The 23,349-nt window shown below is 67.9% G+C and carries 24 protein-coding genes; 7 read left to right on the top strand and 17 right to left on the bottom strand.

Annotated elements, in window-relative coordinates; all coding sequences use genetic code 11:
• Positions 1 to 141: 141 nt before the first annotated feature.
• On the bottom strand, positions 142 to 1,206 hold the full coding sequence (locus ACFYWJ_RS30565) for an MCE family protein (protein WP_355276833.1): 1,065 nt from the start codon (positions 1,204 to 1,206) through the stop codon (positions 142 to 144).
• 242 nt (positions 1,207 to 1,448) lie between these two features.
• Here ACFYWJ_RS30565 and ACFYWJ_RS30570 point away from each other — a divergent pair, with 242 nt between their 5' ends.
• Positions 1,449 to 2,072, top strand: coding sequence for a TetR/AcrR family transcriptional regulator (locus ACFYWJ_RS30570; RefSeq protein WP_355276831.1), 624 nt, complete (start codon positions 1,449 to 1,451; stop codon positions 2,070 to 2,072).
• A gap of 33 nt (positions 2,073 to 2,105) precedes the next feature.
• Here the strand turns inward: ACFYWJ_RS30570 and ACFYWJ_RS30575 are convergent, their stop codons facing one another.
• Genes ACFYWJ_RS30575 through ACFYWJ_RS30595 form a run of 5 tightly spaced genes read right to left on the bottom strand, consistent with a single transcriptional unit; the run spans position 2,106 to position 6,833 of the window.
• Positions 2,106 to 3,371, bottom strand: a complete 1,266-nt coding sequence (locus ACFYWJ_RS30575; RefSeq protein WP_355276829.1) for an acyl-CoA dehydrogenase family protein — start codon at positions 3,369 to 3,371, stop codon at positions 2,106 to 2,108.
• A 23-nt stretch (positions 3,372 to 3,394) separates the two neighbouring features.
• A complete protein-coding gene (locus ACFYWJ_RS30580; protein ID WP_355276827.1) occupies positions 3,395 to 4,276 on the bottom strand; it encodes an SDR family oxidoreductase in 882 nt (293 codons plus the stop codon).
• Positions 4,277 to 4,278: 2 nt separating this feature from the next.
• Entirely contained in the window at positions 4,279 to 5,142 is an 864-nt protein-coding gene (locus ACFYWJ_RS30585; protein ID WP_355276825.1) for a MaoC/PaaZ C-terminal domain-containing protein, read from the bottom strand.
• 2 nt (positions 5,143 to 5,144) lie between these two features.
• A complete protein-coding gene (locus tag ACFYWJ_RS30590; protein WP_355276824.1) occupies positions 5,145 to 5,576 on the bottom strand; it encodes an SRPBCC family protein in 432 nt (143 codons plus the stop codon).
• 51 nt (positions 5,577 to 5,627) lie between these two features.
• Positions 5,628 to 6,833, bottom strand: a complete 1,206-nt coding sequence (locus tag ACFYWJ_RS30595; RefSeq protein ID WP_355276823.1) for a lipid-transfer protein — start codon at positions 6,831 to 6,833, stop codon at positions 5,628 to 5,630.
• A 181-nt stretch (positions 6,834 to 7,014) separates the two neighbouring features.
• Here ACFYWJ_RS30595 and ACFYWJ_RS30600 point away from each other — a divergent pair, with 181 nt between their 5' ends.
• A complete protein-coding gene (locus tag ACFYWJ_RS30600) occupies positions 7,015 to 8,010 on the top strand; it encodes an AraC family transcriptional regulator (RefSeq protein WP_355276822.1) in 996 nt (331 codons plus the stop codon).
• A gap of 233 nt (positions 8,011 to 8,243) precedes the next feature.
• Here the strand turns inward: ACFYWJ_RS30600 and ACFYWJ_RS30605 are convergent, their stop codons facing one another.
• Genes ACFYWJ_RS30605 through ACFYWJ_RS30620 form a run of 4 tightly spaced genes read right to left on the bottom strand, consistent with a single transcriptional unit; the run spans position 8,244 to position 13,547 of the window.
• Complete coding sequence (locus tag ACFYWJ_RS30605) at positions 8,244 to 9,947, bottom strand: FAD-dependent oxidoreductase (protein WP_355276820.1); 1,704 nt, start codon at positions 9,945 to 9,947, stop codon at positions 8,244 to 8,246.
• Between the two features lie 54 nt (positions 9,948 to 10,001).
• Positions 10,002 to 10,820, bottom strand: coding sequence for an SDR family NAD(P)-dependent oxidoreductase (locus ACFYWJ_RS30610; RefSeq protein ID WP_355276818.1), 819 nt, complete (start codon positions 10,818 to 10,820; stop codon positions 10,002 to 10,004).
• The gene (locus ACFYWJ_RS30615; RefSeq protein ID WP_355276816.1) at positions 10,813 to 12,651 is read right to left on the bottom strand and encodes an NAD(P)-binding domain-containing protein; all 1,839 of its coding nucleotides are present in this window, start codon (positions 12,649 to 12,651) and stop codon (positions 10,813 to 10,815) included. The genes ACFYWJ_RS30610 and ACFYWJ_RS30615 overlap by 8 nt, the downstream gene beginning before the upstream one ends.
• Positions 12,648 to 13,547: a diiron oxygenase gene (locus tag ACFYWJ_RS30620; protein ID WP_355276814.1), complete on the bottom strand. Its 900-nt coding sequence runs from the start codon at positions 13,545 to 13,547 to the stop codon at positions 12,648 to 12,650. Before ACFYWJ_RS30620 ends, ACFYWJ_RS30615 begins: the two co-directional genes overlap by 4 nt.
• Positions 13,548 to 13,698: 151 nt before the next feature.
• Between ACFYWJ_RS30620 and ACFYWJ_RS30625 the strand changes: the two genes are divergently transcribed.
• Together ACFYWJ_RS30625 and ACFYWJ_RS30630 are read left to right on the top strand one after the other, a co-directional pair.
• Complete coding sequence (locus ACFYWJ_RS30625; RefSeq protein ID WP_355276812.1) at positions 13,699 to 15,429, top strand: GMC family oxidoreductase; 1,731 nt, start codon at positions 13,699 to 13,701, stop codon at positions 15,427 to 15,429.
• A 13-nt stretch (positions 15,430 to 15,442) separates the two neighbouring features.
• Positions 15,443 to 16,081 carry a TetR/AcrR family transcriptional regulator gene (locus tag ACFYWJ_RS30630; protein WP_355276811.1) on the top strand — a complete coding sequence of 213 codons (639 nt, stop codon included), beginning with the start codon at positions 15,443 to 15,445 and terminating at the stop codon, positions 16,079 to 16,081.
• Between the two features lie 589 nt (positions 16,082 to 16,670).
• Here the strand turns inward: ACFYWJ_RS30630 and ACFYWJ_RS30635 are convergent.
• The 6 genes from ACFYWJ_RS30635 to ACFYWJ_RS30660 all read right to left on the bottom strand — a co-directional run bounded on the left by ACFYWJ_RS30635 (position 16,671) and on the right by ACFYWJ_RS30660 (position 19,431).
• Positions 16,671 to 16,925, bottom strand: a complete 255-nt coding sequence (locus ACFYWJ_RS30635; RefSeq protein WP_355276810.1) for a hypothetical protein — start codon at positions 16,923 to 16,925, stop codon at positions 16,671 to 16,673.
• 309 nt (positions 16,926 to 17,234) lie between these two features.
• The gene (locus tag ACFYWJ_RS30640) at positions 17,235 to 17,738 is read right to left on the bottom strand and encodes a hypothetical protein (RefSeq protein WP_355276809.1); all 504 of its coding nucleotides are present in this window, start codon (positions 17,736 to 17,738) and stop codon (positions 17,235 to 17,237) included.
• A gap of 243 nt (positions 17,739 to 17,981) precedes the next feature.
• Complete coding sequence (locus tag ACFYWJ_RS30645) at positions 17,982 to 18,317, bottom strand: YnfA family protein (RefSeq protein WP_355276807.1); 336 nt, start codon at positions 18,315 to 18,317, stop codon at positions 17,982 to 17,984.
• Positions 18,318 to 18,339: 22 nt separating this feature from the next.
• Entirely contained in the window at positions 18,340 to 18,642 is a 303-nt protein-coding gene (locus ACFYWJ_RS30650; RefSeq protein ID WP_355276806.1) for a hypothetical protein, read from the bottom strand.
• A complete protein-coding gene (locus tag ACFYWJ_RS30655) occupies positions 18,632 to 19,090 on the bottom strand; it encodes a MerR family transcriptional regulator (RefSeq protein ID WP_355276804.1) in 459 nt (152 codons plus the stop codon). Before ACFYWJ_RS30655 ends, ACFYWJ_RS30650 begins: the two co-directional genes overlap by 11 nt.
• The gene (locus tag ACFYWJ_RS30660) at positions 19,087 to 19,431 is read right to left on the bottom strand and encodes a hypothetical protein (RefSeq protein ID WP_355276803.1); all 345 of its coding nucleotides are present in this window, start codon (positions 19,429 to 19,431) and stop codon (positions 19,087 to 19,089) included. Before ACFYWJ_RS30660 ends, ACFYWJ_RS30655 begins: the two co-directional genes overlap by 4 nt.
• A gap of 151 nt (positions 19,432 to 19,582) precedes the next feature.
• Between ACFYWJ_RS30660 and ACFYWJ_RS30665 the strand changes: the two genes are divergently transcribed.
• The 3 genes from ACFYWJ_RS30665 (at position 19,583) to ACFYWJ_RS30675 (ending at position 21,179) form a co-directional block, all read left to right on the top strand.
• A complete protein-coding gene (locus ACFYWJ_RS30665; RefSeq protein WP_355276802.1) occupies positions 19,583 to 19,960 on the top strand; it encodes a metalloregulator ArsR/SmtB family transcription factor in 378 nt (125 codons plus the stop codon).
• The gene (locus ACFYWJ_RS30670; RefSeq protein ID WP_355276801.1) at positions 19,957 to 20,712 is read left to right on the top strand and encodes an MIP/aquaporin family protein; all 756 of its coding nucleotides are present in this window, start codon (positions 19,957 to 19,959) and stop codon (positions 20,710 to 20,712) included. The genes ACFYWJ_RS30665 and ACFYWJ_RS30670 overlap by 4 nt, the downstream gene beginning before the upstream one ends.
• A gap of 62 nt (positions 20,713 to 20,774) precedes the next feature.
• Positions 20,775 to 21,179 (top strand): arsenate reductase ArsC, encoded by a 405-nt coding sequence (locus ACFYWJ_RS30675; RefSeq protein ID WP_355276800.1) that lies wholly within the window; start codon positions 20,775 to 20,777, stop codon positions 21,177 to 21,179.
• A gap of 9 nt (positions 21,180 to 21,188) precedes the next feature.
• Here ACFYWJ_RS30675 and ACFYWJ_RS30680 read toward each other — a convergent pair whose 3' ends face one another.
• The gene (locus ACFYWJ_RS30680) at positions 21,189 to 23,345 is read right to left on the bottom strand and encodes an elongation factor G-like protein EF-G2 (protein WP_355276798.1); all 2,157 of its coding nucleotides are present in this window, start codon (positions 23,343 to 23,345) and stop codon (positions 21,189 to 21,191) included.
• Between the last annotated feature and the right edge of the window lie 4 nt (positions 23,346 to 23,349).

Raw genomic sequence — 23,349 nt, forward strand, 5'->3', positions numbered from 1 at the left:
GCTCCGGGAACGTGTCCGACCGGCGCCGGTCCAGTCCAGCGAACTGGCTCACGGAAACGAGGTGCTCACCGGTGAACGGCGTGTTGATCGGTGCGGGGTCGCCCGATGCCGAAATCGCCGCGACGAGGTCGGTGTGCGACATCAGCGTGGCCCGCCGACGCGGCCCTGGACGACTTGCAGGACCTGCAGGAAACTCCCGACGAAGTCGTTCATGTCCCGCAGATCCCAGAACTTGCTGTTTTCCGGCGCCGTCAGCAGACCGACATCGAGGTGGGTGATGTTGACCTCGGCGACCCAGGACTTTCCCCGGAAGGTGACATCGACGGCGGGCTTGATGGCGTGGAGCTGATCCATGAGGTAGCCGATCGAATCCCCCGCCCCGGCCAGACCCGACATCAGCGCGTTCACGTTGCCGAGAAGTTCCGCCAGCTGATCACCGGTCGTATTCGAGTAGTCGCCGAGGGCGGCGGTGGCGGTGGCGACCTTGGTGAGCAGATCGCCGATCGCGGTGTTGTTCTCGGCGATCGCGCCGATCGCCGAGGGCAGCGTGTCGGCGACCTGCCCCAGTTCGGAGCTGTTCGCCTCGATGGTGTTCGCGAGCGTGTCGAACTCGCCGAGCGCGGAATCGATACGCGCGCTGTTGTTGTTCAATTCGCCGACGACGCCGGTCATTTCGGTCACCAGGTGGGCGAGGTTGCCGCCCTGGCCGTTGAGGATCGCGCCGAGTTCGGTGCCGAGCCTGCTCAGGTTGGCGACACCGCCGCCGTTGAACAGCGTCGAGACCGAGATCAACAGTTCCTCGACGGTGGCGCCGGCCGAGGTGAATTCGCGGGTCAGGGTGTCGCCATCGGCGAGCACCTCCGTGCCGACAGCGTTTTTCGGCCGTTCAAGGGAGACGAACACGTCGCCGAGCGGCGTTGCCTGGCGCAACTGCGCGGTGCTGCCTTTGGGCAGCACGATGTCGCTCTCGATGCGCAGTTCGACGAGGGCCTGGAAATTCTTCGTGGTGATCGAGGAGACCACGCCGACGTCGGATCCACCGATCTTCACTTTCGCTTGATCCGGCAGGTTCAGCGCGTTGTCGAATTCCGCGCGGAGTGTGTAGGTGTCGCCGTCGATGCCCGGCTCCGGCAGGGGTAGGTCATCGACGGCGAACCCGCAGCCTGCGACGACACACACTGTCGAGGCCACGACGAACGCCGTCATCAGACGGCGAGTGTGTCCGAGGGCGGAAGTGATCATTTTCAACGGTCCCAACGCAGCAGCGGATGGAGGAAGCACGATCGGTGACGCAGGCCAGGGCCGCGGCTCGGGACCCGTGGTGCCCACGTCGGCGGTCGAGGCGACCAGCTCGGCAAATAGAAATATAGACACTTTTTGACTATTTGTCTGCCTGTTTGTCGGCCTTGTGCCGGTCGGCGGCGAACAGCAGCGATAGGATCGAGGCGATGAAACCGCTAGCGAAGGCGCCGACCAGCGACGCAGGATCCGACACCCGTCAGCGGATCCTCGCTGCCGCGGTCGAGATGGCGGAGACCACCGGGTTGCGCAAGGTCGCGATGGACGAGATCGCGCGCCGCGCCCGCGTCGGCAGAGCCACGCTCTATCTGCACTTCTCGGGTCGGGACGACCTGATATCGGCCATGATCGAAGACCAGCTGGCGCAGTTCTTCGCGGACGTGCAGGCAGTTCTCGACCAGCACGAGAACAGCGAGGACCGGTTGATCTACGGGTTCGCCCACGCCTTCCGGTTGCTGTTCGGCCATCGCGCGGTGCAGACGATCCTCGAGGTCAATCCGGAGATCCTGTACCCGGCGATCATCGGCGACAGCCAGGCGCTGTCGATGGGGCGGATACTGGTCGAGTCGTCGATGGGCGCCGATGACCTGCCCGCCGAGTCACGCTCGTTGTTCGCCGAGCACGTCGCCCGCATGTTCCACACCTACGTACTGATCCCGACCCAACTGGTCGACATGGCAGCGCCGGGCGTCGCCGAAGACTTCGCCCGGCAATACCTGCTCCCCATACGTGATCACCTGCTCGCGAACGCCAAGGGCGCGACGGCTCGCTGATTGCCGGGGACGACGATCAGCGAGCACGCCTGGTCAGCCGGCGAGCAAGCCCTTGGCGACGTGGGTCACCTGGATCTCGTTGCTGCCCGCGTAGATCATCAGCGACTTCGCGTCACGGGCGAGCTGTTCGACCCGGTATTCGGCCATGTACCCGTTGCCACCGAACAACTGCACCGCCTCCATGGCGACATCGGTGGCCGCCTTGGTCGAGTACAGCTTCATCGCCGAGGCCTGGGCCAGCGTCGGGATCTTGCCCGCGGCCATACTCTCGAGCGCGTTGAACACCATGTTCTCGACATTGATGCGCGCGACCTCCATCTCGGCCAGCTTCAGCTGGATGAGCTGAAAGCGACCGATCTCCTGGCCCCACAGCTTGCGCGACTTGGCGTACTCGATCGAGAGCCGACGGCATTCGTTGATGATGCCCAGCGACAGGATCGCGCAGCCGATGCGCTCGACGCTGAAGCTGGAGCGGGCGCTCTCGCGGCCGTCGCCGCCCTTGTGGTCCTCGGTCTCACCGAGCAGGCGATCCTTGGACAGGCGCACGTTGTCGAAGAACAGCTCACCGGTGGGTGAGGAGTGCATGCCCATCTTCTTGAACGGCTTGCCCTGGGTCAGGCCCTCCATGCCCTTGTCGAGCACGAAGGTCAGGACCTTGCGCTCGCGCCTGTCGCCGTTGTCCCCCTCGTCGAGCTTGGCGTAGACGACGATGGTGTCGGCGAACGGGCCGTTGGTGATGAAGGTCTTCTGGCCGTTGAGGATGTAGTCCTCGCCGTCGCGCCGGACATAGGTCTTCATGCCGCCGAAGGCGTCGGAGCCGGAGTCCGGCTCGGTGATCGCCCACGCCGCGACCTTCTCCAGGGTGACGATGTCCTTGAGCCAGCGCCGCTTCTGGGCAAGGGTGCCGCGCGAGGCGATGGTCGCCGCGCCCAGCCCGAGACTCACGCCGACGGCGGCGACACTACCCAAGCTGACCCCGGTCAGTTCGCTGACCAGCACCGCGGCCATGCTGCCCTGCGCGGCCAGCGGATTGCCGCCGCCCTTCTTCTTCGCCGACTTCTCCGGCGCGGGCTCGCCCGCGGCGATGCGATCGGCCTTGGCCTGTTCCTTGGCCAGCATCGCGTCCACGGCCTCACCGGCCATGACGTCGATGCCGAAGTCGGCGAACAGCTTTCGCATGATGTCGTACGGCGGCAGGTCGCCGTGCTCGAGCTCGTCGAGGTGGGGACGAACTTCCTTGTCGATGAACGTGCGAACGGATTCGCGGATCATCTCGTCGGTCTCAGACCATTCGAACATCGTCGGTCACTCCAGATCGTGAGTCAGGGCAGCCGCGCGGCGATGTCGTCGATCGACCACGCCTCGTCGGTCTCGATGGTCTTGACGTCGCGCCAGCCGGCCAGCTCGCTGATCGCTCCGCCCTGCACCGCGAACACCTTGCCGTTGACCGGGCACTTCTCGGTGGCGAGGTAGGCGACCAGCGGCGAGATGTTGGCCGGGCTGAACGCGTCGAAGGTGCCCTCGGCCTCGGCGTCGGCGGCCTCGGCGGCCATCAGCGCGCCCATGCCGGGGGTGGCCAGGGTCAGGCGGGTCCGGGCGATCGGGGCGATCGCGTTGGCGCGCACGCCGTAGCGCTGCAGCTCGTCGGCGGCGACCTGGGTCAGCGCCGCGATCGCGGCCTTGGCCGCGCCGTAGTTGGCCTGGCCCGCGTTGGGCACGGTGACGCCGGAGGCCGACGCGGTGTTGATGATGGCGGCGTTGGGCTGGCGCCCCGCCTTCGACTCGGCCTTCCAGTACGCCGAGGCGTGGTGGATCACCGCGAAGTGGCCCTTGAGGTGCACCGCGATCACGGCGTCCCAGTCGGCCTCGGACAGCGCCGGGATGAAACCGTCGCGGAGGATGCCCGCGTTGTTGACCACGATGTCGAGGCCACCGAACTCGCTGATCGCCTGCGACACGAGCGCTTCGGCGCCCGCCCAGGTGGCGATGTTGTCGGTGTTGGCGACCGCGCGTCCACCGGCGGCGACGATCTCGTTCGCCACTTCCTGCGCCGGGCCGACGTCGACGCCGTCGCCGCTGTTGCTGCCGCCGAGGTCGTTCACCACGACGGCCGCGCCCTCGCGGGCGAACAGCAGCGCGTGCTCACGTCCGATACCGCGACCGGCGCCGGTGATGACGGCGACCCGTCCTGCCAAAGCACCCATGTCTACTCCTTAATTTCGGCGATGCCGTTGCTGAGGACCACATCGGTCCCACGGACGGTCTCGAACGCGTACGTGGTCACACCGTTGTCGGTGCCCACCTTCCAGATCCGGGTCTCGAGGTCGTCGCCGGGGAAGACGAACTTGGAGAAGCGCACCGCGAAGCGCTGCACCCGCGAGACATCGGCATCGGCGACTTCGGCGAGGACACCCCACCCGGCCATCGCCATCGTGCACAGACCGTGCGCGATGATGCCGGGCAGACCCGCGTCCTTGGCGACTTCCTCGTCCAGGTGCAGCGGCACCGGGTCACCCGAAGCGGGCGCGTAGCGGAACGTCTGGTCGTCGTCCACATGGTGGATGGCCTTGGCGTCGGGCGTGTGCTGCTTGAGCTCGGTGTACGGCTCGACGGTCGGAATCGCCTCGCCGACCGTGACACCGGCGTCGACGCCACGGAAGAAGCCGGACAGGTACTGCTCGTTGACGAGTTCGCCGGTCACCTCGTCCTTGCAGACCAGGTGGATGTAGATCAGCGAACCCGACGACTTGGTCTCCCAGCCGATGACCCGGCCCCGCGAGACCAGCTTGTCGCCCGGCTTGATCGGCCGGTGGAAGTGGAAGTCTTGCTCGCCGTGGGTGATCTTGCCGAAGATCTGCATCGGCACCACGTCGACGGCGGGCATCATCAGGGCGTCGAAGGCCGGGACGATCGCGAACACCGGCGAGGCGACGTCACCGGCGAGATGCGCGGGGATCGGGTCGTTGGTCGCGGCCGCGTACTCGGCCATGCGCTCGCGGGTGACCTCGAAGCGCTCCTCGTCCGACCACAGATTCAGGCCGTCGAGGTCGAATTCGGCTACCTCGGCCATGCTCAGGCTCCCGCGAGCGCGGCGAGCTTGTCCAGCGAGTCCTGCAGCTGCTTGGTGCCGTCCTTCTCGACCGCCTTGCCGAGCGCGCCCTTGATCAGCGCACCCTCGAACTCACCGGAGACCTGTACGTCGGTGTTGTCGCCCGCGGGGGTCAGGGTGAAGGTGAAGGTCGCCTTCACGCCGGCCATGCCGGTGCCCGACATGACCAGCCTGGTAGGCACGACTTCCTGGACGACCCACTCCATCTTGTTGGCCATGCCGAGCATGAAGATCTTCGCGGTCAGGTTCGCGCCCGCGGTCAGGGTGGCCGGCGGCTCGACCATCCAGCGCTCGTGGATGGTGAACCAGTCACCCCAGGTGGACGGATCGATGATCACGGCCATCAGCTTGTCGGCGGGGGCGGCCAGGGTGGCGGACTTCTCGATGTGACCCATGGTTGATCTCCTACGAATGATGTTGGTACAGAGGGGAAGGCGCGGAACCGGTCAGCGGTTGGCGCGCTGGTACGCGGTCACGACGGCGGCGCCGCCGAGGCCGATGTTGTGCTGGAGCGCGGCGGTCACGTTGTCGACCTGCCGGGCCTCGGCGGTGCCGCGCAGCTGCCAGGTGAGCTCGGCGCACTGCGCCAGGCCGGTGGCGCCGAGGGGGTGGCCCTTGGAGATCAGGCCGCCGGAGGGGTTGACGACCCACTTGCCGCCGTAGGTGGTCTGGTTGTCGTCGAGCAGCCGGCCCGCCTCGCCGGGGGCGCACAGACCGAGGGCCTCGTAGAGCAGCAGTTCGTTGGCCGAGAAGCAGTCGTGCAGCTCGATGACCTGGAAGTCGTCGGCGCCGAGACCGGCCTGTTCGTAGACCTCCGCGGCGGCGGCGACGTTCATGTCGTAGCCGATGATGTTCTTGGCGGTGCCGTCGAAGGTCGAGGCGAAGTCGGTGGTCATCGCCTGGCCGACGATCTCGACCGCCTGGTCGGCGAGATCGTGCTTCGCGACGAAGTCCTCGCTAGCCAGGATCGCCGCGCCCGAGCCGTCGGAGGTCGGCGAGCACTGCAACTTCGTCAGCGGGTGGTAGATCATCCGCGCGTCGCGGATCTGGTCCATGGTGTATTCGTCACGGAACTGCGAGTACGGGTTGTTCACCGAGTGCTTGTGGTTCTTGTACCCGATCTTGGCGAAGTGCTCGGCGGTGGTGCCGTACTCCTTCATGTGCTCGCGACCGGCGGCCCCGAACATCCACGGCGCGGGCGGGAACAGCACCTCGGAGATCTCGGCGAGGGCCTGCATGTGGTTGGCCATCGGCTGTTCGCGGTCGTCGAAGGTGGTGCCGAGCGAACCGGGCTGCATCTTCTCGAAACCGAGCGCGAGCGTGCAGTCGGCAAGGCCGCCGCGGATCGCCTGCGCGGCCAGGTAGAGCGCGGTCGAGCCGGTCGAACAATTGTTGTTCACATTGACGACCGGAATACCGGTCAAGCCGAGTTCGTAGACGGCGCGCTGCCCGGAAGTGGACTCACCGTAGACATAACCGACATAGGCCTGCTGCACCTCGTCGTAGGAAATGCCGGCATCGGCGAGAGCTTCGGTGCCCGATTCCCGCGCCATATCCGGGTAGTCCCAGACGCTGCCGTCATCGTTGAGACGTCGCCCTGGCTTCTCGAATTTCGTCATGCCGACACCGACGACGAATACCCGTTGTGTCACAGGATATTTCCTCTCTTGATCAGCTATTCAGCTATCTCCTGTGACGCTATGGGCCCGGATCCGGGCAAACGAGGACCGTGACGGGCCACCTGGGGGACCGAAACGATCATCGATCGCTGGTACGGTTCGAACCGGTCGCCGATATCGATGTCCGAGGAGCCGAGTGGCGCACACAATTCCGATGCGGTTTTTCCGGGCGACGGTGGAATCACTGGTGCGGCGCGGTGTCGACGTGGAGCGGGCGTTGCGCGGAGCGGGTCTGGACTGGCGGCTCTACGCCGAAGACCGTGCCCGGCTGACACCCGAACAGACCACCGGGGTGGTCCGCGCGCTCTGGGAGCAGACCGACGACGAGCTGCTGGGCCTCGGCCCGCGGCCGGTGGCGCGCGGCACCCTGCGGCTGGCCGGTTTGACGATCATCCACACCCGGGATCTGCGCAGCGCGCTGGGCCGCATGCTCGAGCTGGCCAAGGTGTCCACGGGTATCCGGTGGACGCTGCGGACCGACGAAGCGGGGTTGGTCACGCTCAGTAGCGAGGAGCTGCCGGACGCGCGGATCGATCCGCTCGTCGCGTTCTCGATGGCCGTGGGCGTGCACCGGTTCGCCGGGTGGCTGATCGGCGCGCCGATCACGTTGCGGGCCGTCGAGTTTCCCTTCGACGCGGAGTATCTGGCCGGGGAGTACGCGCTCATCTTCGGTGTCCGGCCGACCTTCGGCGCTCCCCGGCTGGCGCTGTCCTTCGACGCGTCCCTGTTGCCCAAACCCGTGGTGCGCGACGAAGCCGACCTCAAGAAATTCCTCCGCGACGCGCCCGGTGTGCTGCTGTACGCGCAGCAGCAGAACACGACCACCGCGGCGCGGGTACGCACGATCATGGAGCGCAATCCGAACGGGCCCTGGCTCGGCGCCGACGAGCTCGCCCGCCGGCTGTCGGTCAGCGCGCCACACCTGCGGCGGCTCCTGCGGGCCGAGGGCACCTCGCAGCGCCGCATCCAGGAGGAGATCCTTCGCGACCGCGCCGTGGAGGCACTGGTCCACGGTGACGAGTCGATCGCGGACCTGGCTGCCCGCCTGGGCTATTCGGAACCCAGCGCGTTCCGTCGGGCGTTCCATCGCTGGACCGGCAGCGCGCCGATCGACTATCGCGCCACGCGGTCCAGCGATCCGCACCCCTGATCGGTACGAGCCTCGCGCCCCTGATCGGCACGCCCTCGACGCCCTCCGATCGGCCGAGCCGCGGGACCCCTGCTCGGCACGCCTCACCCCGGACCTGACCCCCGACACCCCCGGCCGGGACACACGCACACTTCTCACTTCCGCACGGTCTGCGGAGGCAACGAGACGACGGCGGGCCCTCCCCAGGTTCGACCGAGGAAGGGCCCGTCGCGTATCTCGAAATTGTTTGTCGCTCAGCGTGATCGAGTCAACACCGACAGCGCGAGTCGACGACGCGGGCGGTGCCGGGCCGCCTCGACCAGCGCCGTCCGGTCGGCGATCTTGCGCCGTGGTCGGCCCGTCGCGGCGCCGCCGGACCGTTCCGCCCGGTCGATGGCCGCCCAACCGTCCGCGTCGACGGCGTCCGGCCGGCGAGCGCGCACCAACCGGGCCAGCTCGGCGCCCGTGGCGCGCGGTGCGGGCAACCGGTCCGCGAGGAAGTCCGCCAGCAGGCTCGCGACGGTTTCCTTCGCGCACAGGCGATTCGTACCGATCACACCGGAGGGGCCGCGCTTGATCCACCCGCTGACATAGACACCGGTCACCGGCGACCCGCGATCGACCACGCGGCCGACTTGATGCGGAACGGTGCCGGTGGCGTCGTCGAACGGGATGTCCGGCAATGCGGTGCCACGGAAACCGATCGAGCGGAGGACGAGGTCGGTCGCCAGCGTCTCGGTGCGGTCACCGACCCGCGCCTTCCGGGCACCGTCGGCGCCGACCTCCACCTCGGTCGCCGCGACGACGAGGCCCTCGACGCGGTCGGTGCCGACGATCTCGACCGGAACGGTATTGAAGCGCAGCACGATTCGCTTGCGACCTGCCTCGCTCACAGTGTCGGCGGTGGGCAGGCTCGCCAGCAGGGCGAGCTTGCCGCGGGCGGGCTCGTCGGTCGCCGTGTCGATCTCCGCGGTGAGATCCGGCGCGTCGACGACGACATCGACATCGGTCAACTGGGTCAGGGCGAGCAGTTCCGGCGTGGTGAACGCCGCGTCCGCCGCGCCTCGGCGCCCGAGGATCACCACCTCCTCGACTTTGCTCCGGCGCAGCGCCGCGACCGCGTGGTCGGCCATGTCCGTCCGCGCCAGCTGGTCGGGATCGGCCACGAGGAGCCGGGCCATGTCCAGGGCGACATTGCCGTTGCCGACGATCACCGCGCGCCGACCGGTCAGGTTCGGGTCGAGGTCGGCGTGGTCGGGATGGCCGTTGTACCAGGCGACGAAGCGGGTCGCCGCGATCGAGCCGGGCAGGTCCTCCCCCGCGATGTCGAGGCGCCGGTCGGTGGCGGCGCCGTAGGCGTAGATGACCGCGTGGTGGTGGTCCGTCAGATCGGCGTGGCGCACGTGCTCGCCGACCTCGACGTTGAGGAACATCGCGAAGCGGCGGGACTGCTCGCGATCGAACCGGAACTGATCGACCACCTGCTTGGTCGCCGGATGATCAGGGGCGACGCCGTGGCGGACGAGCCCGAACGGGGTCGGCAGCCGGTCGAACATCGACACTTCGACACCCGGCTGGGCGAGCAGTTCCTTGGCGCAGTACCACGCGGCCGGGCCCGCGCCGACGATCGCGACCCGCAGCGGCGCGCGCCCGATGGTGAACAACGGTGACGGCTCCCGGTACCGCCAGCCCGGCTGAATCGGGTTGTCGGCGTAGTAGGCCGCGTTCATGGCCGGATAGGGCGCCTGGTTCGGGGTCAGGGCGCGATCGGACTTGATCGCGTCGACCGGGCACCAGTCCGCGCACGCGCCGCAGTCGATGCAGGTGTCGGGGTCGATGTAGAGCATTTCCGCGGTCGCGAAGTTCGGCTCGTCGGGTGTGGGATGGATGCAGCCGATCGGGCAGGCCGCGAGACACGATGCGTCGTTGCAGCAGTTCTGGGTGATGACGTAGGCCATATCAATCCTCGGTGGGCTCTCCGGAAGAGGTGGAGCGCGGGGGTGAATGCGGGGTCAGGCGCCGATGACGCGGAAGGCGTTCTCGACGGCGACGGTGTAGCGCGCGCCGAGCACCCGAGGCAGGGCCGCGATCGCCCAGGCGTCGGGGCCGACCAGGATGCGGGCACGATCGCGGCGCATGCCCGCGATGATCGTGCGCGCGGCCGATTCCGGGGTGGTCATCGCGACGCGGTCGAACAGCGCCGTCACCGCCGCCTTGTCCTCGCCCGCGCCGACGCGGGCGGTGCGGGCGATCGCGGTCTTGATGCCGCCGGGGTGAATACAGCTCACCGCGACCGGCGCGCGCTCGATCCGCAATTCCTGCCGGATCGATTCGGTGAAGCCGCGGACCGCGAATTTCGACGCGTTGTAGGCCGAATCCTTGGGCGCGGCGATCAGGCCGAACACCGATGAGACATTGGCGATCTGACCGTCACCGGAGGCGATCAGATGTGGGAGGAATGCCCGCGTGCCGTGCACGACGCCCCAGAAGTTGATGTTCATGATCCAGGCCATGTCCTCATCCGACATCGCCTGGACTCCGGCGTGCACCGCGACACCCGCGTTGTTGATCACGGTGTGCACCCCGCCGAAGTGCTCGGCGACGACCTCGGCGTGGGCGTAGATCGCGTCGCGGTCGGCCACGTCGAGAACGAAGTCGCGCACCTCGGCGTTGCGCCGCTCGCACTCGTCGGCGGTCGCGGAGACCGCCTCGGCATCGACATCCGACAACGCCAAGCGCGCGCCGCGATCGGCCATCGCATAGGCCAGCGCCCGGCCGATGCCGCTGCCCGCGCCGGTGATGACGACCGTGCGGTCGCGATACTCACGCATCGGAACCCCCACCGCGCGACACGATATCGGTGATCGCGAACAGCTCCTCGAGCTCGGCGTCGAGCACCGGCGGGTACGGGTAGGCGCCGCGCCCGTGGATGCGCGAACCGCCCCACGGATCGGCGTCGACGAGCACGCCGTCGACCGGTTCGTTGTCGCCGATCTGCAACCGGATGGGCAGGTTGTTGCGCACGTGCAGCGCCCGCAGCTCGGGTGACGGCGCGACGCGGCCGTACCAGCGGATCGTGTTCTCCACCGGTTCGTACACCGCGAGCACGTGCACGCGCACGTCGTGGCGGCCGCCCTCGGCGTCGATCAGCACCGCCGGACCCGCATAGTCCTCGTCCTCTTCACGATCGGTGATGCGGGTGAACTCGAAATCGCTGAGGTTCGCGGTGCGGGTGCGGCGCCAGTAGGCGAGAGTCGTGTCGGGCCAGATCGCCCGGTTGACGCCCTTGTCGTCGAGATACCAGCTGCGGCAACCACCCGCGGTCCACACGGTGCCCGCCGACTTGCGCTGCAGCTCGCGGTTGAACTGGGCCTGCACGTGGGCCTTGGGCTCCACGCGGGTGCATTCGCGGTCCTTCAGCGCGACGAGCAGCTGCACGATGTAGCGGACCTGCGCCTCGATGATGAACACGATCGACTGATTGCCGACACCGGTGTTGGGCCCGACCAGCAGGAAGTAGTTCGGGACACCGTGCGCCGCCATACCGAGGTAGGCCTCGGGCCCCTCTGCCCACAGCTGCTGGATCGTGCGCTTGTCCCGCGCGACCAGGTCCATGTCCTGGGTCTTGTCGGTCACCTTGAAGCCGGTGCCGTAGATGATCGCGTCGACCGGATGGCGCACACCGTCGCCGGTGATGATCGCGTCCTCGGTGACCTCCAGGATCGACTCGGTCACCAGGTCGACGTTGTCGCGCTGCAACGCCGGGTAGTACCCGTTGTCCATGACGATGCGCTTGCAGCCCATCTCGTAGTGGGGCTGCAGCCGCGCGCGCAGCCGCGGATCCGGGACCTGGCGTTCGAGATGCCACTGCGCGATCCTGCGCATGATCGGCATGTACTTCGGATCGAGGAACGCCGCGGTGGCCGCCTCGTGACTGAAGTAGATGCCGGCGCGCACGAGCCGGCGCAGCCCGGGCACCGCCAGGTAGGCCGCTCGCTCGAGGCCGGTGATCGACCGATCGAGCTTGGGCAGCACCCAGTTCGGGGTGCGCTGGAACACCGCGAGATGTCCGGCCCGCCGCGCGACCTCGGGCACGAACTGCACCGCGCTCGCGCCGGTGCCGATGACCGCGACCCGTTTGCCGGTGAGGTCGAAGTCGTGATCCCACTGCGAGGAGTGAAACGTCGTCCCGGCGAAGCGTTCGATGCCGGGCAGCTCCGGGATGCTGGGAATGTGGAGCGGACCGGTACCGGCGATCACCGAACGACTGACGAAGGTGTCGCCGGTCGCGGTGCGCAGGGTCCAGGTGTCGGTGGCGTCGTCGAAGCGCTGTGAGACGACTTCCGCGCCGAAGACGATGCTGCGGCGCAGGTCGCGGTCGTCGGCGAAAGTACGCAGGTACTCCAGGATCTCGGGCTGGCGCGCGTAACCACGCGTCCACGCCGGGTTGGGCGCGAAGGAGTACGAGTACATCAGCGACATGACGTCGCAGGCCGCACCGGGATAGGTGTTCTCCCGCCACGTTCCGCCGACCTCGTCGGCCTTCTCCAGCACGACGAAGTTGTCGATGCCCGCCTCGCGGAGCTTGGCGGCGGCGCAGAGGCCACCGAAGCCCGCCCCGATGACGACGACGTCGAAGAGCTGGTCGATCGCGTCGCTCATGCGAGGAATCCGTAACGCCGCCACATCGCGCGGGACACGCCGTTGATCAGGTTGTTCTCCTCGAGGAAGGCGTGGAAGTCGGCGAACGAGGCGCGGCGGCGGGCCTTGGTGAATTCGTTGGCCCTGGCCTGCCGCATCGCCTCGCGGACGGGCAGCCCGCAGCGTTCGTACATGCGCTTGTCCAGCACCATCTTGTCCAGGATGAAGCCGGCCGCGCCGCTGAAGGTCGCGGCGAAGGTCCGGGACCACCAGGGCGCCTTGGCGATGTGCCTGCGCACGCCTTCCCGGGCGAAGCGGATGTGCCGGGCCTCTTCGGCGATGTGGATGCGCATGGTCTGGGCGACGATCGGTTGCAGCTGGGGGTGATTGAGATACCTGCGCTGGACGTCGTCGATGACTTCCTCACCGCACAGTGCCGCCACGTACAGCATCAGGCCGCGGTAGAAGAACGGCAGCGCCTGCACCGCCATCGCCTGCACCCGCGACAACCGGTAGGGCTCGGCGCCGATCGCGCTGATCATCTTGCCGAACATCACCATGTGGCGGGTCTCGTCGCCCAGTTCGGTCAGGGCGTAGTGGACGTGCGGTGACGTGGGGTCCTGGTAGAGCATCGCCCGCAGCAGACCCTGGTTGAGGGTGTTCTCGAACCACACCGCGCGGCTGAAGGTGTTGGCGACCTCCTGGCGCGACAGCTCCACCCGCTCGCGGTGGGTCATCTTCTCCCACAGCGGCGTGCCGTACAGGCTGATCAGCTCGGGCGGCGCGTAGAAGAGATCGGGATCTTGGGGTGCGTCCCAATCGATCTCGAGCAGTGCGTTGTGCGACCGGCGGATCGACCCGTCGATCAGCCGGGCGGCGACCTCGTTGCGAGCAGTCGGTATCGACGACGTTGTCATGACATCCTCCTCGTCCGCGTGGACCTGACCACGGCGAACTGGGCGTTGGCGACTACAGCCCCCAGGGGCTCGAATAGAAAGATAGACACTTTTCGACCATATGTCTATCGTTGCTCGTCGAACCGCCCGCCGATATCGAGGAGAACGACGCATGACCGAGCCATCCCCCGAGTTCGACGTGGTGATCGTCGGTTCCGGATTCGGCGGCAGTGTGACGGCGCTGCGGCTGGTGGAGAAGGGCTACCGGGTCGCGGTGCTCGAGGCCGGGCGCCGCTTCGCCGACGCCGAGCTGCCCAAGACCAGCTGGCACGTGCGCGACTACCTGTGGGCACCCAAGCTCGGCTGCTACGGCATCCAGCGCATCAATCTGCTCCGCGATGTCCTCATCGCGGGCGGCGCCGGCGTCGGCGGCGGCTCGCTGAACTACGCCAACACCCTCTATGTCCCGCCGGAGACCTTCTTCCGCGATCCCCAGTGGCGCGACATCACCGACTGGCAGGCCGAGCTCACCCCGTACTACGCGCGGGCCGAGAAGATGCTCGGCGTCGTGCGGAACCCGCACCTGACCCCCGCCGACGAGATCTTCAAGTCCGTCGCCGACGAGATGGGCATCGGCGACACCTTCGTCCCGACCCCGGTCGGCGTGTTCTTCGGCGAGCCGGGCAAGACCGTGCCCGACCCGTATTTCGGCGGCGCCGGGCCGGAGCGCACCGGCTGTGTCGAATGCGGCGACTGCATGGTCGGCTGCAAGTTCGGTGCCAAGAACACGCTGGTCAAGAACTACCTGTACCTTGCCGAACAGGCTGGGGCACAGATCATTCCGATGACCACGGTCACCGCGATACGGCCGCGCCCGGAGGGCGGCTGGGACGTCGCGACCGAGCGCACCGGGGCCTGGGTCCGCCGGTCACCGCGGACCGTCACCGCGGGTCACGTGGTCCTCGCGGCGGGCACCCTCGGAACCCAGCGGCTCCTGCACCGGATGCGTGACCAGCGCGTGCTGCCCGCGCTGTCCGACCGCCTCGGCCTGCTCACCCGCACCAACTCCGAATCCATCGTCGGCGCGGTCGGCAAGAAGGTGGTCGACGGCCGCGATCTCACCCGCGGCGTCGCGATCACCTCCTCGCTGCACCCGACACCCGACACCCACTTGGAGCCCGTCCGCTACGGCAAGGGCTCGAACTTCCTGAGCCTGCTCCAGACGTTGATGGTCGACGGCGGCGGCCGGATTCCCCGTTGGCTGCGCTTCATCCTGCTGGTTCTGGCGCACCCGATCGCGTTCCTGCGCGTGTTCGACCTGCGCCGCGCCAGCGAACGTTCCATCGTCACGCTGGTGATGCAGCAGCTGGACAATTCCATCACCGTCTATTCCAAGCGCACCCTCTTCGGCGGCCGCAGGCTGACCTCGAAACAGGGCCACGGCCAGCCGAATCCGACCTGGATTCCCATCGGCAACGAGTTCACCCGCCGGGTCGCGGACAAGCTCGACGGGCAGGCGCACGGCAGCTGGGGCGAGCTGGTCGACATCCCGGCGACCGCGCACTTCCTGGGCGGCGCGGTGATCGGCGCCGATCGCGAGTCCGGCGTCATCGACGCCTACCACCGGGTGTACGGCTACCCGACGCTGAGCGTCGTCGACGGCGCGGCGGTCTCGGCCAATCTCGGCGTCAACCCCTCCCTCACCATCGCCGCCCAAGCCGAGCGCGCCGCCGCGTTCTGGCCGAACAAGGGTGAGATCGATCCGCGCCCGGACCAGTGCCTCGGGTATGCCTCGATCGCGCCGGTCGCGCCGAAGTGGCCCGCCGTTCCCGCCGGCGCGCCTGCGGCCCTGGTGCTGCTGCCCGTTCCCGCCGTTCGCGGCGATCAGCGGCAGCCGAAGTGAGCAGGTTTCAGGAATGACAAGCAGTTACTCGACGCGGTCGCCGCGTACGCAAGCACAGCGCAGCGCGCGGACGAAGGAGCGGCTACTGGAGGCGACGATCGACTGCTGGTCAGAATTCGGCTACGCCCGCACCTCGACGTCGTCGATCGCCCAGCGCGCCGGAGTCACCCGCGGCGCGCTAGACCACCATTACCCGTCGACGGGCGAACTCGTCATCGCGGCCGCCACCTATCTGACCGACAGGTGGTCAATGGATCTGATCGCGGCCTTCGCCGACGGTGAGCTATCGATTCCCCAGCAGCTCGATCGGCTGTGGTCGACTCATCAGGGCGGGATCTGCTCAGCGATGATCGAAGTGACGATCGCGGCCCGAACCGACCCAGCGCTGGCGTGCCACTGGCAATCCGTGCAGGACGGCCTTCGGCCACGCAACCCCGCGCCACCGCGATCCGAACCAACGAGGTTCCCGGAATGGGCGGATACCGCCCTGGACACCATCTGCGGCCTACTGATGAGAACCTTCACCTCCAGCAACCCGGCCACCGCGCGGCAAGCTCACTGGCCACAACTCCGACAGCAGCTGATCATGATGATCGAAGGCGAAGCACCGACCAGATCCGAGCATTCCTCGACGACAGTTCCCGCCGGCTGAACACCGGCGCGGTCGTATATGATTGGCGCGCACCAGCTTCGCGATATGTATTCGATCGCTCTCGATCACATATTGCTGGAGTGTTTCTCCGCGATCTGAATGCAAGTCCCCTCTCGCGCACAGATCGGTGGCATATGTGCCACTTTCGGCCACCCGGCACCCGGCACCCGGCACCCGGCTGACGGTGTCATGCCCGGAGAATTGCCTGATCCTCGTCCGCGCCACGACCGACGGATCCGTCCTGGTGACACGTGCCGGGTCTTTCCGGGTCCCGGTCCGCAAGCGCCGCCGCGGCGGGCTGCTCCAGAGCGAACTCCACACCTGACACCAGCTCGTGCTGTCCTTCGCGGTAGATCGAAATGGCCACCGGGATCAGGAAGTGCAGCGCGGCTGGTTCATCTTCGGATTCCGCAGCGGTAGAGCGTGTCCTGGCCCGGCATCCCCTTGGGCGCCTTCCCGAGCAGGTCGGACCTTGCGGCGCCTGAATTACGTCGAAGGCCATTGCCTGGCCAACCTCGATCGGGCGGAGGTCCGACGAATTCGATGGCAGAGAAGTGCAGGCCGAAGAATCCTGCCGAGCGCCCGGCAATCAGCTGTGCAGCGAACACCACCATCTCGCGAGGTCGAGCGCTTCCAAGTCCGTGAGGTCGCGGTGAATCTCACCGCTGGACAGCTTCACGGCGAACAGATCGAACTCGACAGGCCCCTCATCCTCATCCACTGTCGCCAGCTCGACCCCGGCCGGATCCGGCTCGATGAGAGCGAACCGGTTGTCGATCGTCAGGTTCATCCGCTGAACCGCGCGGACAACCCGAACCACCTGAGCTCGATCTTGTTCTGCCACCAGCGCGACGCTAGTCCGCCTGGGGCCCCCGCCTGGAAACTTCGACCGTTTCGTACTCACACGATCAACAATCAGGCACTGTGAGGCAACAACTCTCGACAAGGCTCCGCGAGTCCGCCTGCCACATTCGGAGTTCCATCGCGTCGCCCTCCAGGAACCAGTCCACGGCCCCTGCCGACGAAGCCGCGCACGATGACGTCGGACGCGCTCGACCCCGAAAACAGCGAGACTCCCGGCGAGACTGCGGTTTTCACCGCAGCAGCACCGGGAGTCCGCGAGCCGGGGGCAGTTATCTGCCTACCCGATCGCTCAGGGCAGGACCTGGGGAACGGCCTCGGGGTTCACGTGGCCGACGACGCCACCGATGATGGCACCGACGATCGCATGGGGGATCGTGCCGAGGATGAGGCAGATCGGGTAGCCGACGCCGAGCAGGACCACGGACGGAAGGCAGTTGACCAGGGTGGCGAGCGCACCGATGCCGGCACCGGCGAGAGCGCCGTTGACCACCGGGTCGGAGTTCTCGGCGGTGGGATTGGTCGCCACCTCGTGCAACTGGGTCTCGATCACGTCCGAAACGACGGGAGCGACCTCGGGATCGATCGCCTCCGCGACAGCGCCTTCGCCGGAAAGCTCGGTGTCCTGCGCGATCTCCGCGCTTACCGGGGTCACGGAACCGAACGTGAACTCGGCGATGGCGGTCTGGACGCCGCCACCCGGGATGACCGTCGCGACGGCAGGCTGAGCCTGCTGATCGGCGAAGGCATCCGCCGACGCGACACCGTTACCGGCGAAGGTGACCGCCACAACCACCGGCAGTGCACCGAGAAGAAAAAGGCGAGTTGAGCGCATGAACATTGAGTAATCCCTCTCGACGTTGTGCCCCCCAACCCGGACCAATCGAATGTCGACCGAGCTATTAGTAATAGCTCTACCGTCTTATTGGCAACTTTTATGATCTATTTCACATTGACAGCGGGATACCAATCCGCAATCGCCTGTGCCTCTCGGTGCCGCGCTATGCCGGTTCCGACTGCGGATCAAGTCATTGAATATTCAAGCGGGGCGCGGGGCGTACATGATGACCGCGACGCCGATCAGGCAGATCAATGCGCCGATGATGTCCCATCGGTCGGGGCGGAATCCGTCGAGCGCCATCCCCCACAGCAGCGATCCGGCCACGAAAACTCCACCGTAAGCGGCGAGAATGCGGCCGAAACTGGCGTCGGGCTGCAGTGTCGCGACGAATCCGTAGATGCCGAGGGCAACCACACCGGCACCGATCCAGGCCCAGCCGCGGTGTTCGCGAACGCCCTGCCAGACCAGCCAGGCGCCGCCGATCTCGGCGAGCGCGGCCAGGACGAACAGCAGGATCGAGCGCACCACGGTCATCGGCTGAGCCTAAATGTCCGGGTCACCGGGTAGTGACCGTGGCGGAGCAACCGCACGCCGAGCCCGCGCACGACCCCGCTGTCGCTCCGGTGCCGCATTTGTTGCGCCGCGCCCGCGCGCGGGACCAGATGAGCCCGGCCACCCCGATCGCGATCAGCGCGAAGCCGAGCGGCTCGAGCCAGGACACACTGACCAGCACGGTGCCGCCGCCGAGAATCCCGGCCGCGATCAGGATCGGGGCCAGGCAGCACCCGATGCACAGCAGTGCTCCCGCACCGATCGGTGCCCACCAGCGCCGTGTCTCGGTGTTCGGTTCAGCAGTCACAGCCACCACCGCCGGATCTCGAGGCGTGGATGCCGTCGTCGAACGGGACCGGGCACGTGGGGATTTCGCTGCATGCGACCAGGTCGTCGCAGCCCGCCGCGAGCGCTGCGCGCAGGGTGTCGCGGACTGCGGTCAGTTCGGCGAGTTTCGCGTCGACCTCGGCGAGTTTCTGTGCCGCGCGGGCCTGGAGTCCGGTATCAGCGCGGCGGCGTCTGGTGCCGAGTTGGGTGGCGGCCAGTAGCTCGGCGACCTCGTCGAGAGTGAACCCGAGGCGTTGGGCGGCCTTGATGACCCGCAGGACGGTGACGGCCTGCTCCGGGTACATGCGGTGCCCGCCCAGGGAGCGGTCCGGTTCGGCCAGCAATCCGCGGCGTTCGTAGTAGCGCAGGGTCTGCGCGTTCACACCGGCGGCCGCGGCGAGCTCGTTGGTGCGCAGGCCGGGTGTCATCGCTGGGCCCGGTTCGCGGCGGCGACGCGGGCGGCGAACGCGTCGAGTACCTCGACATAGGCGACCGGGACGCCGACGCGAAGCACAACGCCGGTGTCGGTGGTGTCGAAGTCGAAGGTGAAGAACGAGCAGCAGCTCGACTCCCGGGCGGCGAGATCCCGGGCGACAGCTTCGGCGCCGACGTCCAGGACCAGCTCCAGCCGCGTCGGGCCGGTCCGGTTCGAGCTGCGTACCGACTCGGCGAAGAACCGGTCGAACTCGGCTATCCGGATCGGTTGCTCGACGGTGGGCAGGGTGCACGCGGCCGGCACCCAGTCCCCCTGACCTGGTGAGATCGTCATGAATCCACGGTAAGCCTGTACCCGGGTACAGGATGCAAGTGCTGATTCCGATTCTTCCGGCGTATGCGAGCGTTCGGCCCGCTGATCGCCCCGGGGTGCGTTCACCCACTGTTTGCTTGTCGACTGATTCGACAACCGTCAATATCGATGGGTGTCGAAACCGCTCTCGTCCTGTCAGCCGCAGGACGCTTCCCCGTGTGAGGTCACCCCGCTGACCCGGGAACCGCTGTCCGCCGAATCCGCCGCCGAACTGGCGGCAACGTTCAAGGCGCTGGCGGATCCGGTGCGGTTGCGACTGTTCAGCCTGGTCGCCAGCCGCGGCGGCGGCGAAGCCTGCGTGTGTGATCTGTCCGCCGGGTTCGAGGTGAGCCAGCCCACCATCTCCCACCACCTCAAGGTGCTGCGCGAGGCGGGGCTGCTGTCGAGTGAGCGGCGTGGGTCGTGGGTCTACTACCGGATCGAACCGCGCGCACTGGCCCCCCTGGCGCAGGTGCTCGATGTCACGACCGTCCCGGCGGACGCGCGGTGACCGACATTCGACGCCGGCTCCTGGCCGAGTTCGTTGGCACGGCCGCACTGGTCACGGTCGTGGTCGGTTCGGGTATCGCCGCCCAGCAGCTCACCGACGATGTCGCCGTGCAGTTGCTGGCCAACTCCACCGCGACCGTCTTCGGCCTCGGCGTGCTGATCCTGGTTTTCGGTCCGGTGTCCGGCGCGCACTTCAATCCCGTGGTTTCCCTGGCGGATTGGCTGCTCGGACGCCGTCACGGCACCGGCCTGGGCTTGATCGACGCCCTCGCCTACGCGGTCGCGCAGATCGGCGGCGCGGTCTGCGGCGCCGTGCTGGCCAACATCATGTTCGACCTGGGCGCCTGGCAGGTTTCCACCCACGATCGGATCACCACCGGGCACCTGGTCGGTGAGATCGTCGCCACCGCCGGACTGATCGCGGTGATCTTCGCGCTGGCCCGCAGCGGCCGGGCGGCCCTGTCCGCGTCGGCGGTCGCGGCGTATATCGGTGCGGCGTACTGGTTCACCAGCTCCACCAGTTTCGCCAATCCCGCGGTCACTATCGGCCGCGTCTTCTCCGACACGTTCGCCGGCATCGCACCCACGTCCGCCCCCGGATTCATCGTCACCCAATTCGTCGGCGCGGCACTGGGTCTGGCGTTGATCGTGGTGCTGTATCCCCGCTCGGCGAGCGCGGCTGCCGACAACGCGGTGATTCCGCATGCCGCGGATCGTCCCGCCGCCAGTCCCTCCGACCCGACAACTCACTGACTGATCGCGTCCGCGAGCTGCTCGCCTCCCTCGACATCACCACCCACTGAAAGGACACCCCCGTGTCGACCAAGCCCAGCGTGCTGTTCGTCTGCGTCCACAACGCCGGACGATCCCAGATGGCACAAGGCTTTCTGACTCACCTCGCCGGTGACGCCATCGAAGTGCGGTCCGCGGGCAGCGCTCCCGGCGCCGCCCTCAACCCCGCCGCGGTCGAGGCGATGGCCGAAGTCGGCATCGACATCACCAGCCAGGCGCCCAAGATCCTCACCCCGGACGCGGTCGAAACCTCCACGGTCGTGATCACCATGGGGTGCGGGGACGCGTGCCCGTACTTCCCCGGCGTCGACTATCGCGACTGGACGCTGGAGGATCCGGCGGGCAAGGGTGTCGAGGCCGTCCGCCCGATCCGGGACGAAATCCGTACGCGTATCGAGAAGCTCATCGCGGAACTGATCCCGGCGTAGCACCGCCGCCTAGGCCGACACCTCGGCGGTCTGCTTGCGGGCGCGTTCGGCGACGGCGGCGGGCATCGGCTCGTGCCGGAGATAGCCGCGGGCGAACGAGCCCGCACCGTGTGTGAGTGATCGCAGGTCGATGACGTACCGGCTCAGTTCGAGTTCGGGTACCTCGGCCCGGATATCGGTGCGGCCGGGCTCGGCCGGTTCGGTGCCGAGAATGCGGCCGCGCCGGGTGGACAGGTCGCCGAGGACGGCGCCCAGCTGGTCGTCGGGGACCGTGACCCGCACGGCGGCGACCGGTTCGAGCAGCAGGGTTCCGGACGCGTCCGCCGCGTCGCGCAGGGCGAGGGCACCCGCGGTCTGGAAGGCGGCGTCGGAGGAGTCCACCGAATGCGCTTTCCCGTCCACCAGCGTCACCCGCACATCCACCAGCGGATATCCCGGAGTGACCCCGCGCGCGGCCTGCGCCCGTGCCCCTTTCTCCACCGACCCGATGAACTGCCGCGGCACCACCCCGCCGACCACCCGGTCGACGAACTCGAACCCCGTCCCCGCGGGCAGCGGTTCCACCTGGACCTGGCACACCGCGTACTGCCCGTGCCCACCGGACTGCTTCACCAGCCTGCCGCGCCCCTCGGCCGCCGCGGCGAGCGTCTCCCGCAGCGCCACCCGATACGGTTCCACGTCCACCCGCACCCCGAACCGCCCGCGCAACCGTTCCAGCGCCACATCCCGGTGGGCTTCCCCGAGGCACCACAGCACCAGCTGGTGGGTGTGTTCGTTGTGTTCCAGCCGCAGGGTCGGATCCTCGGCGACGAGCCGGGTCAGGCTCTGCGAGAGCTTGTCCTCATCGGCCTTGCCCTGCGCCCGGATAGCCACGGGCAGCAGGGGTTCCGGCAGCGGCCACGGCTCGATCAGCAGGGGTTTCCCGGTGCCGGACAGGGTGTCGCCGGTTTCGGCGTGGCCGAGTTTGCTCACGAACGCGATATCGCCCGCGACGGCCTCGAACAGGGTCCGCTGTTGTTTTCCCAACGGCGCGGTGACCCCGCCGACCCGGTCGTCGGCGTCGTGCTCGGGTCCGCAGACGTGGACGGTGTCCTCGCTGTGCAGCGTGCCGGAGAACACCCGCACCAGCGATACCCGTCCCACATACGGGTCGGACGAGGTCCGGATGACCTCCGCGGCGAGCTCGCCCGCCGGATCGCAGCGCAGCGCGGTGGGCGCGGCGCCGTCGCCGCGCGGCACGGCCGTCAGCGGGTGCTCGATCGGTGTCGGGAATCCGGCCGTGATCAGTTCCAGCAGTTCGAGCGTGCCGAGGCCCTGTTCGGCGTCCTCGGCCGCCGGTGCCGCGAACAGCACCGGATGGAAGCTGCCGCGGGCGACGGCTCGTTCCAGGTCGTCGACCAGGGTGTCGAGTTCGACGGGTTCGCCGTCGAGGTACCGGTCCATCAGCGTTTCGTCTTCGCTCTCGGCGATGATCGCCTCGATCAGCCGGTCGCGGGCCGGGTCGATCACCGCAAGCTGGTCCGTCGAAGGTTCGGTGCGCACCCGTTTCCCGCTGCGATAGTCGGCGACGCGTCGCTCGAGCAGTTCCAGCAGTCCGGTCGCGGGCCGGTGCCCGTCGGGGCTCTTCGGCCCGTAGACCGGCAGGTGCAGGGGCAGCACGGTATCGCTCGCGCCGTCGGTCAGCAGCGCCTGACAGGTCTGCACCAGGTCCGCGTACTCCGCCCGCGCGGTGTCCAGGTGGGTCATCACGATCGCGCGCGGCATCCCCACCCGCGCGCATTCGGCCCACAGGTCCCGCGTCGCCCCCGCCACGCCCTCCACCCCGTCGGCCGCCGACACCAGGAACAGCGCCGCGTCCGCCGCCCGCAACCCGGCCCGCAGTTCGCCGACGAAATCCGGGCACCCCGGCGTATCGATCAGATTGATCTTCACCTCGCCCCACTGCACCGGGACCACCGAGACCTGCACAGACCGGTGCTGTCGCCGTTCGACCTCGTCGTAGTCCGACAGCGAGGTCCCGTCCTCCACGCGGCCGGCCCGGTTCACCGTCCCGGTCGCCAACGCCAGCGCCTCCACCAGCGTCGTCTTCCCCGCACCACTGCTGCCGACCAACGCGACGTTCCGGATGCTCTCCGGTCGCCACGCACCGTTCGTCCGATCCGCCATGTCG

Source organism: Nocardia sp. NPDC003269, assembly GCF_042888005.1.
In the GTDB taxonomy this organism is placed as follows: domain Bacteria; phylum Actinomycetota; class Actinomycetes; order Mycobacteriales; family Mycobacteriaceae; genus Nocardia.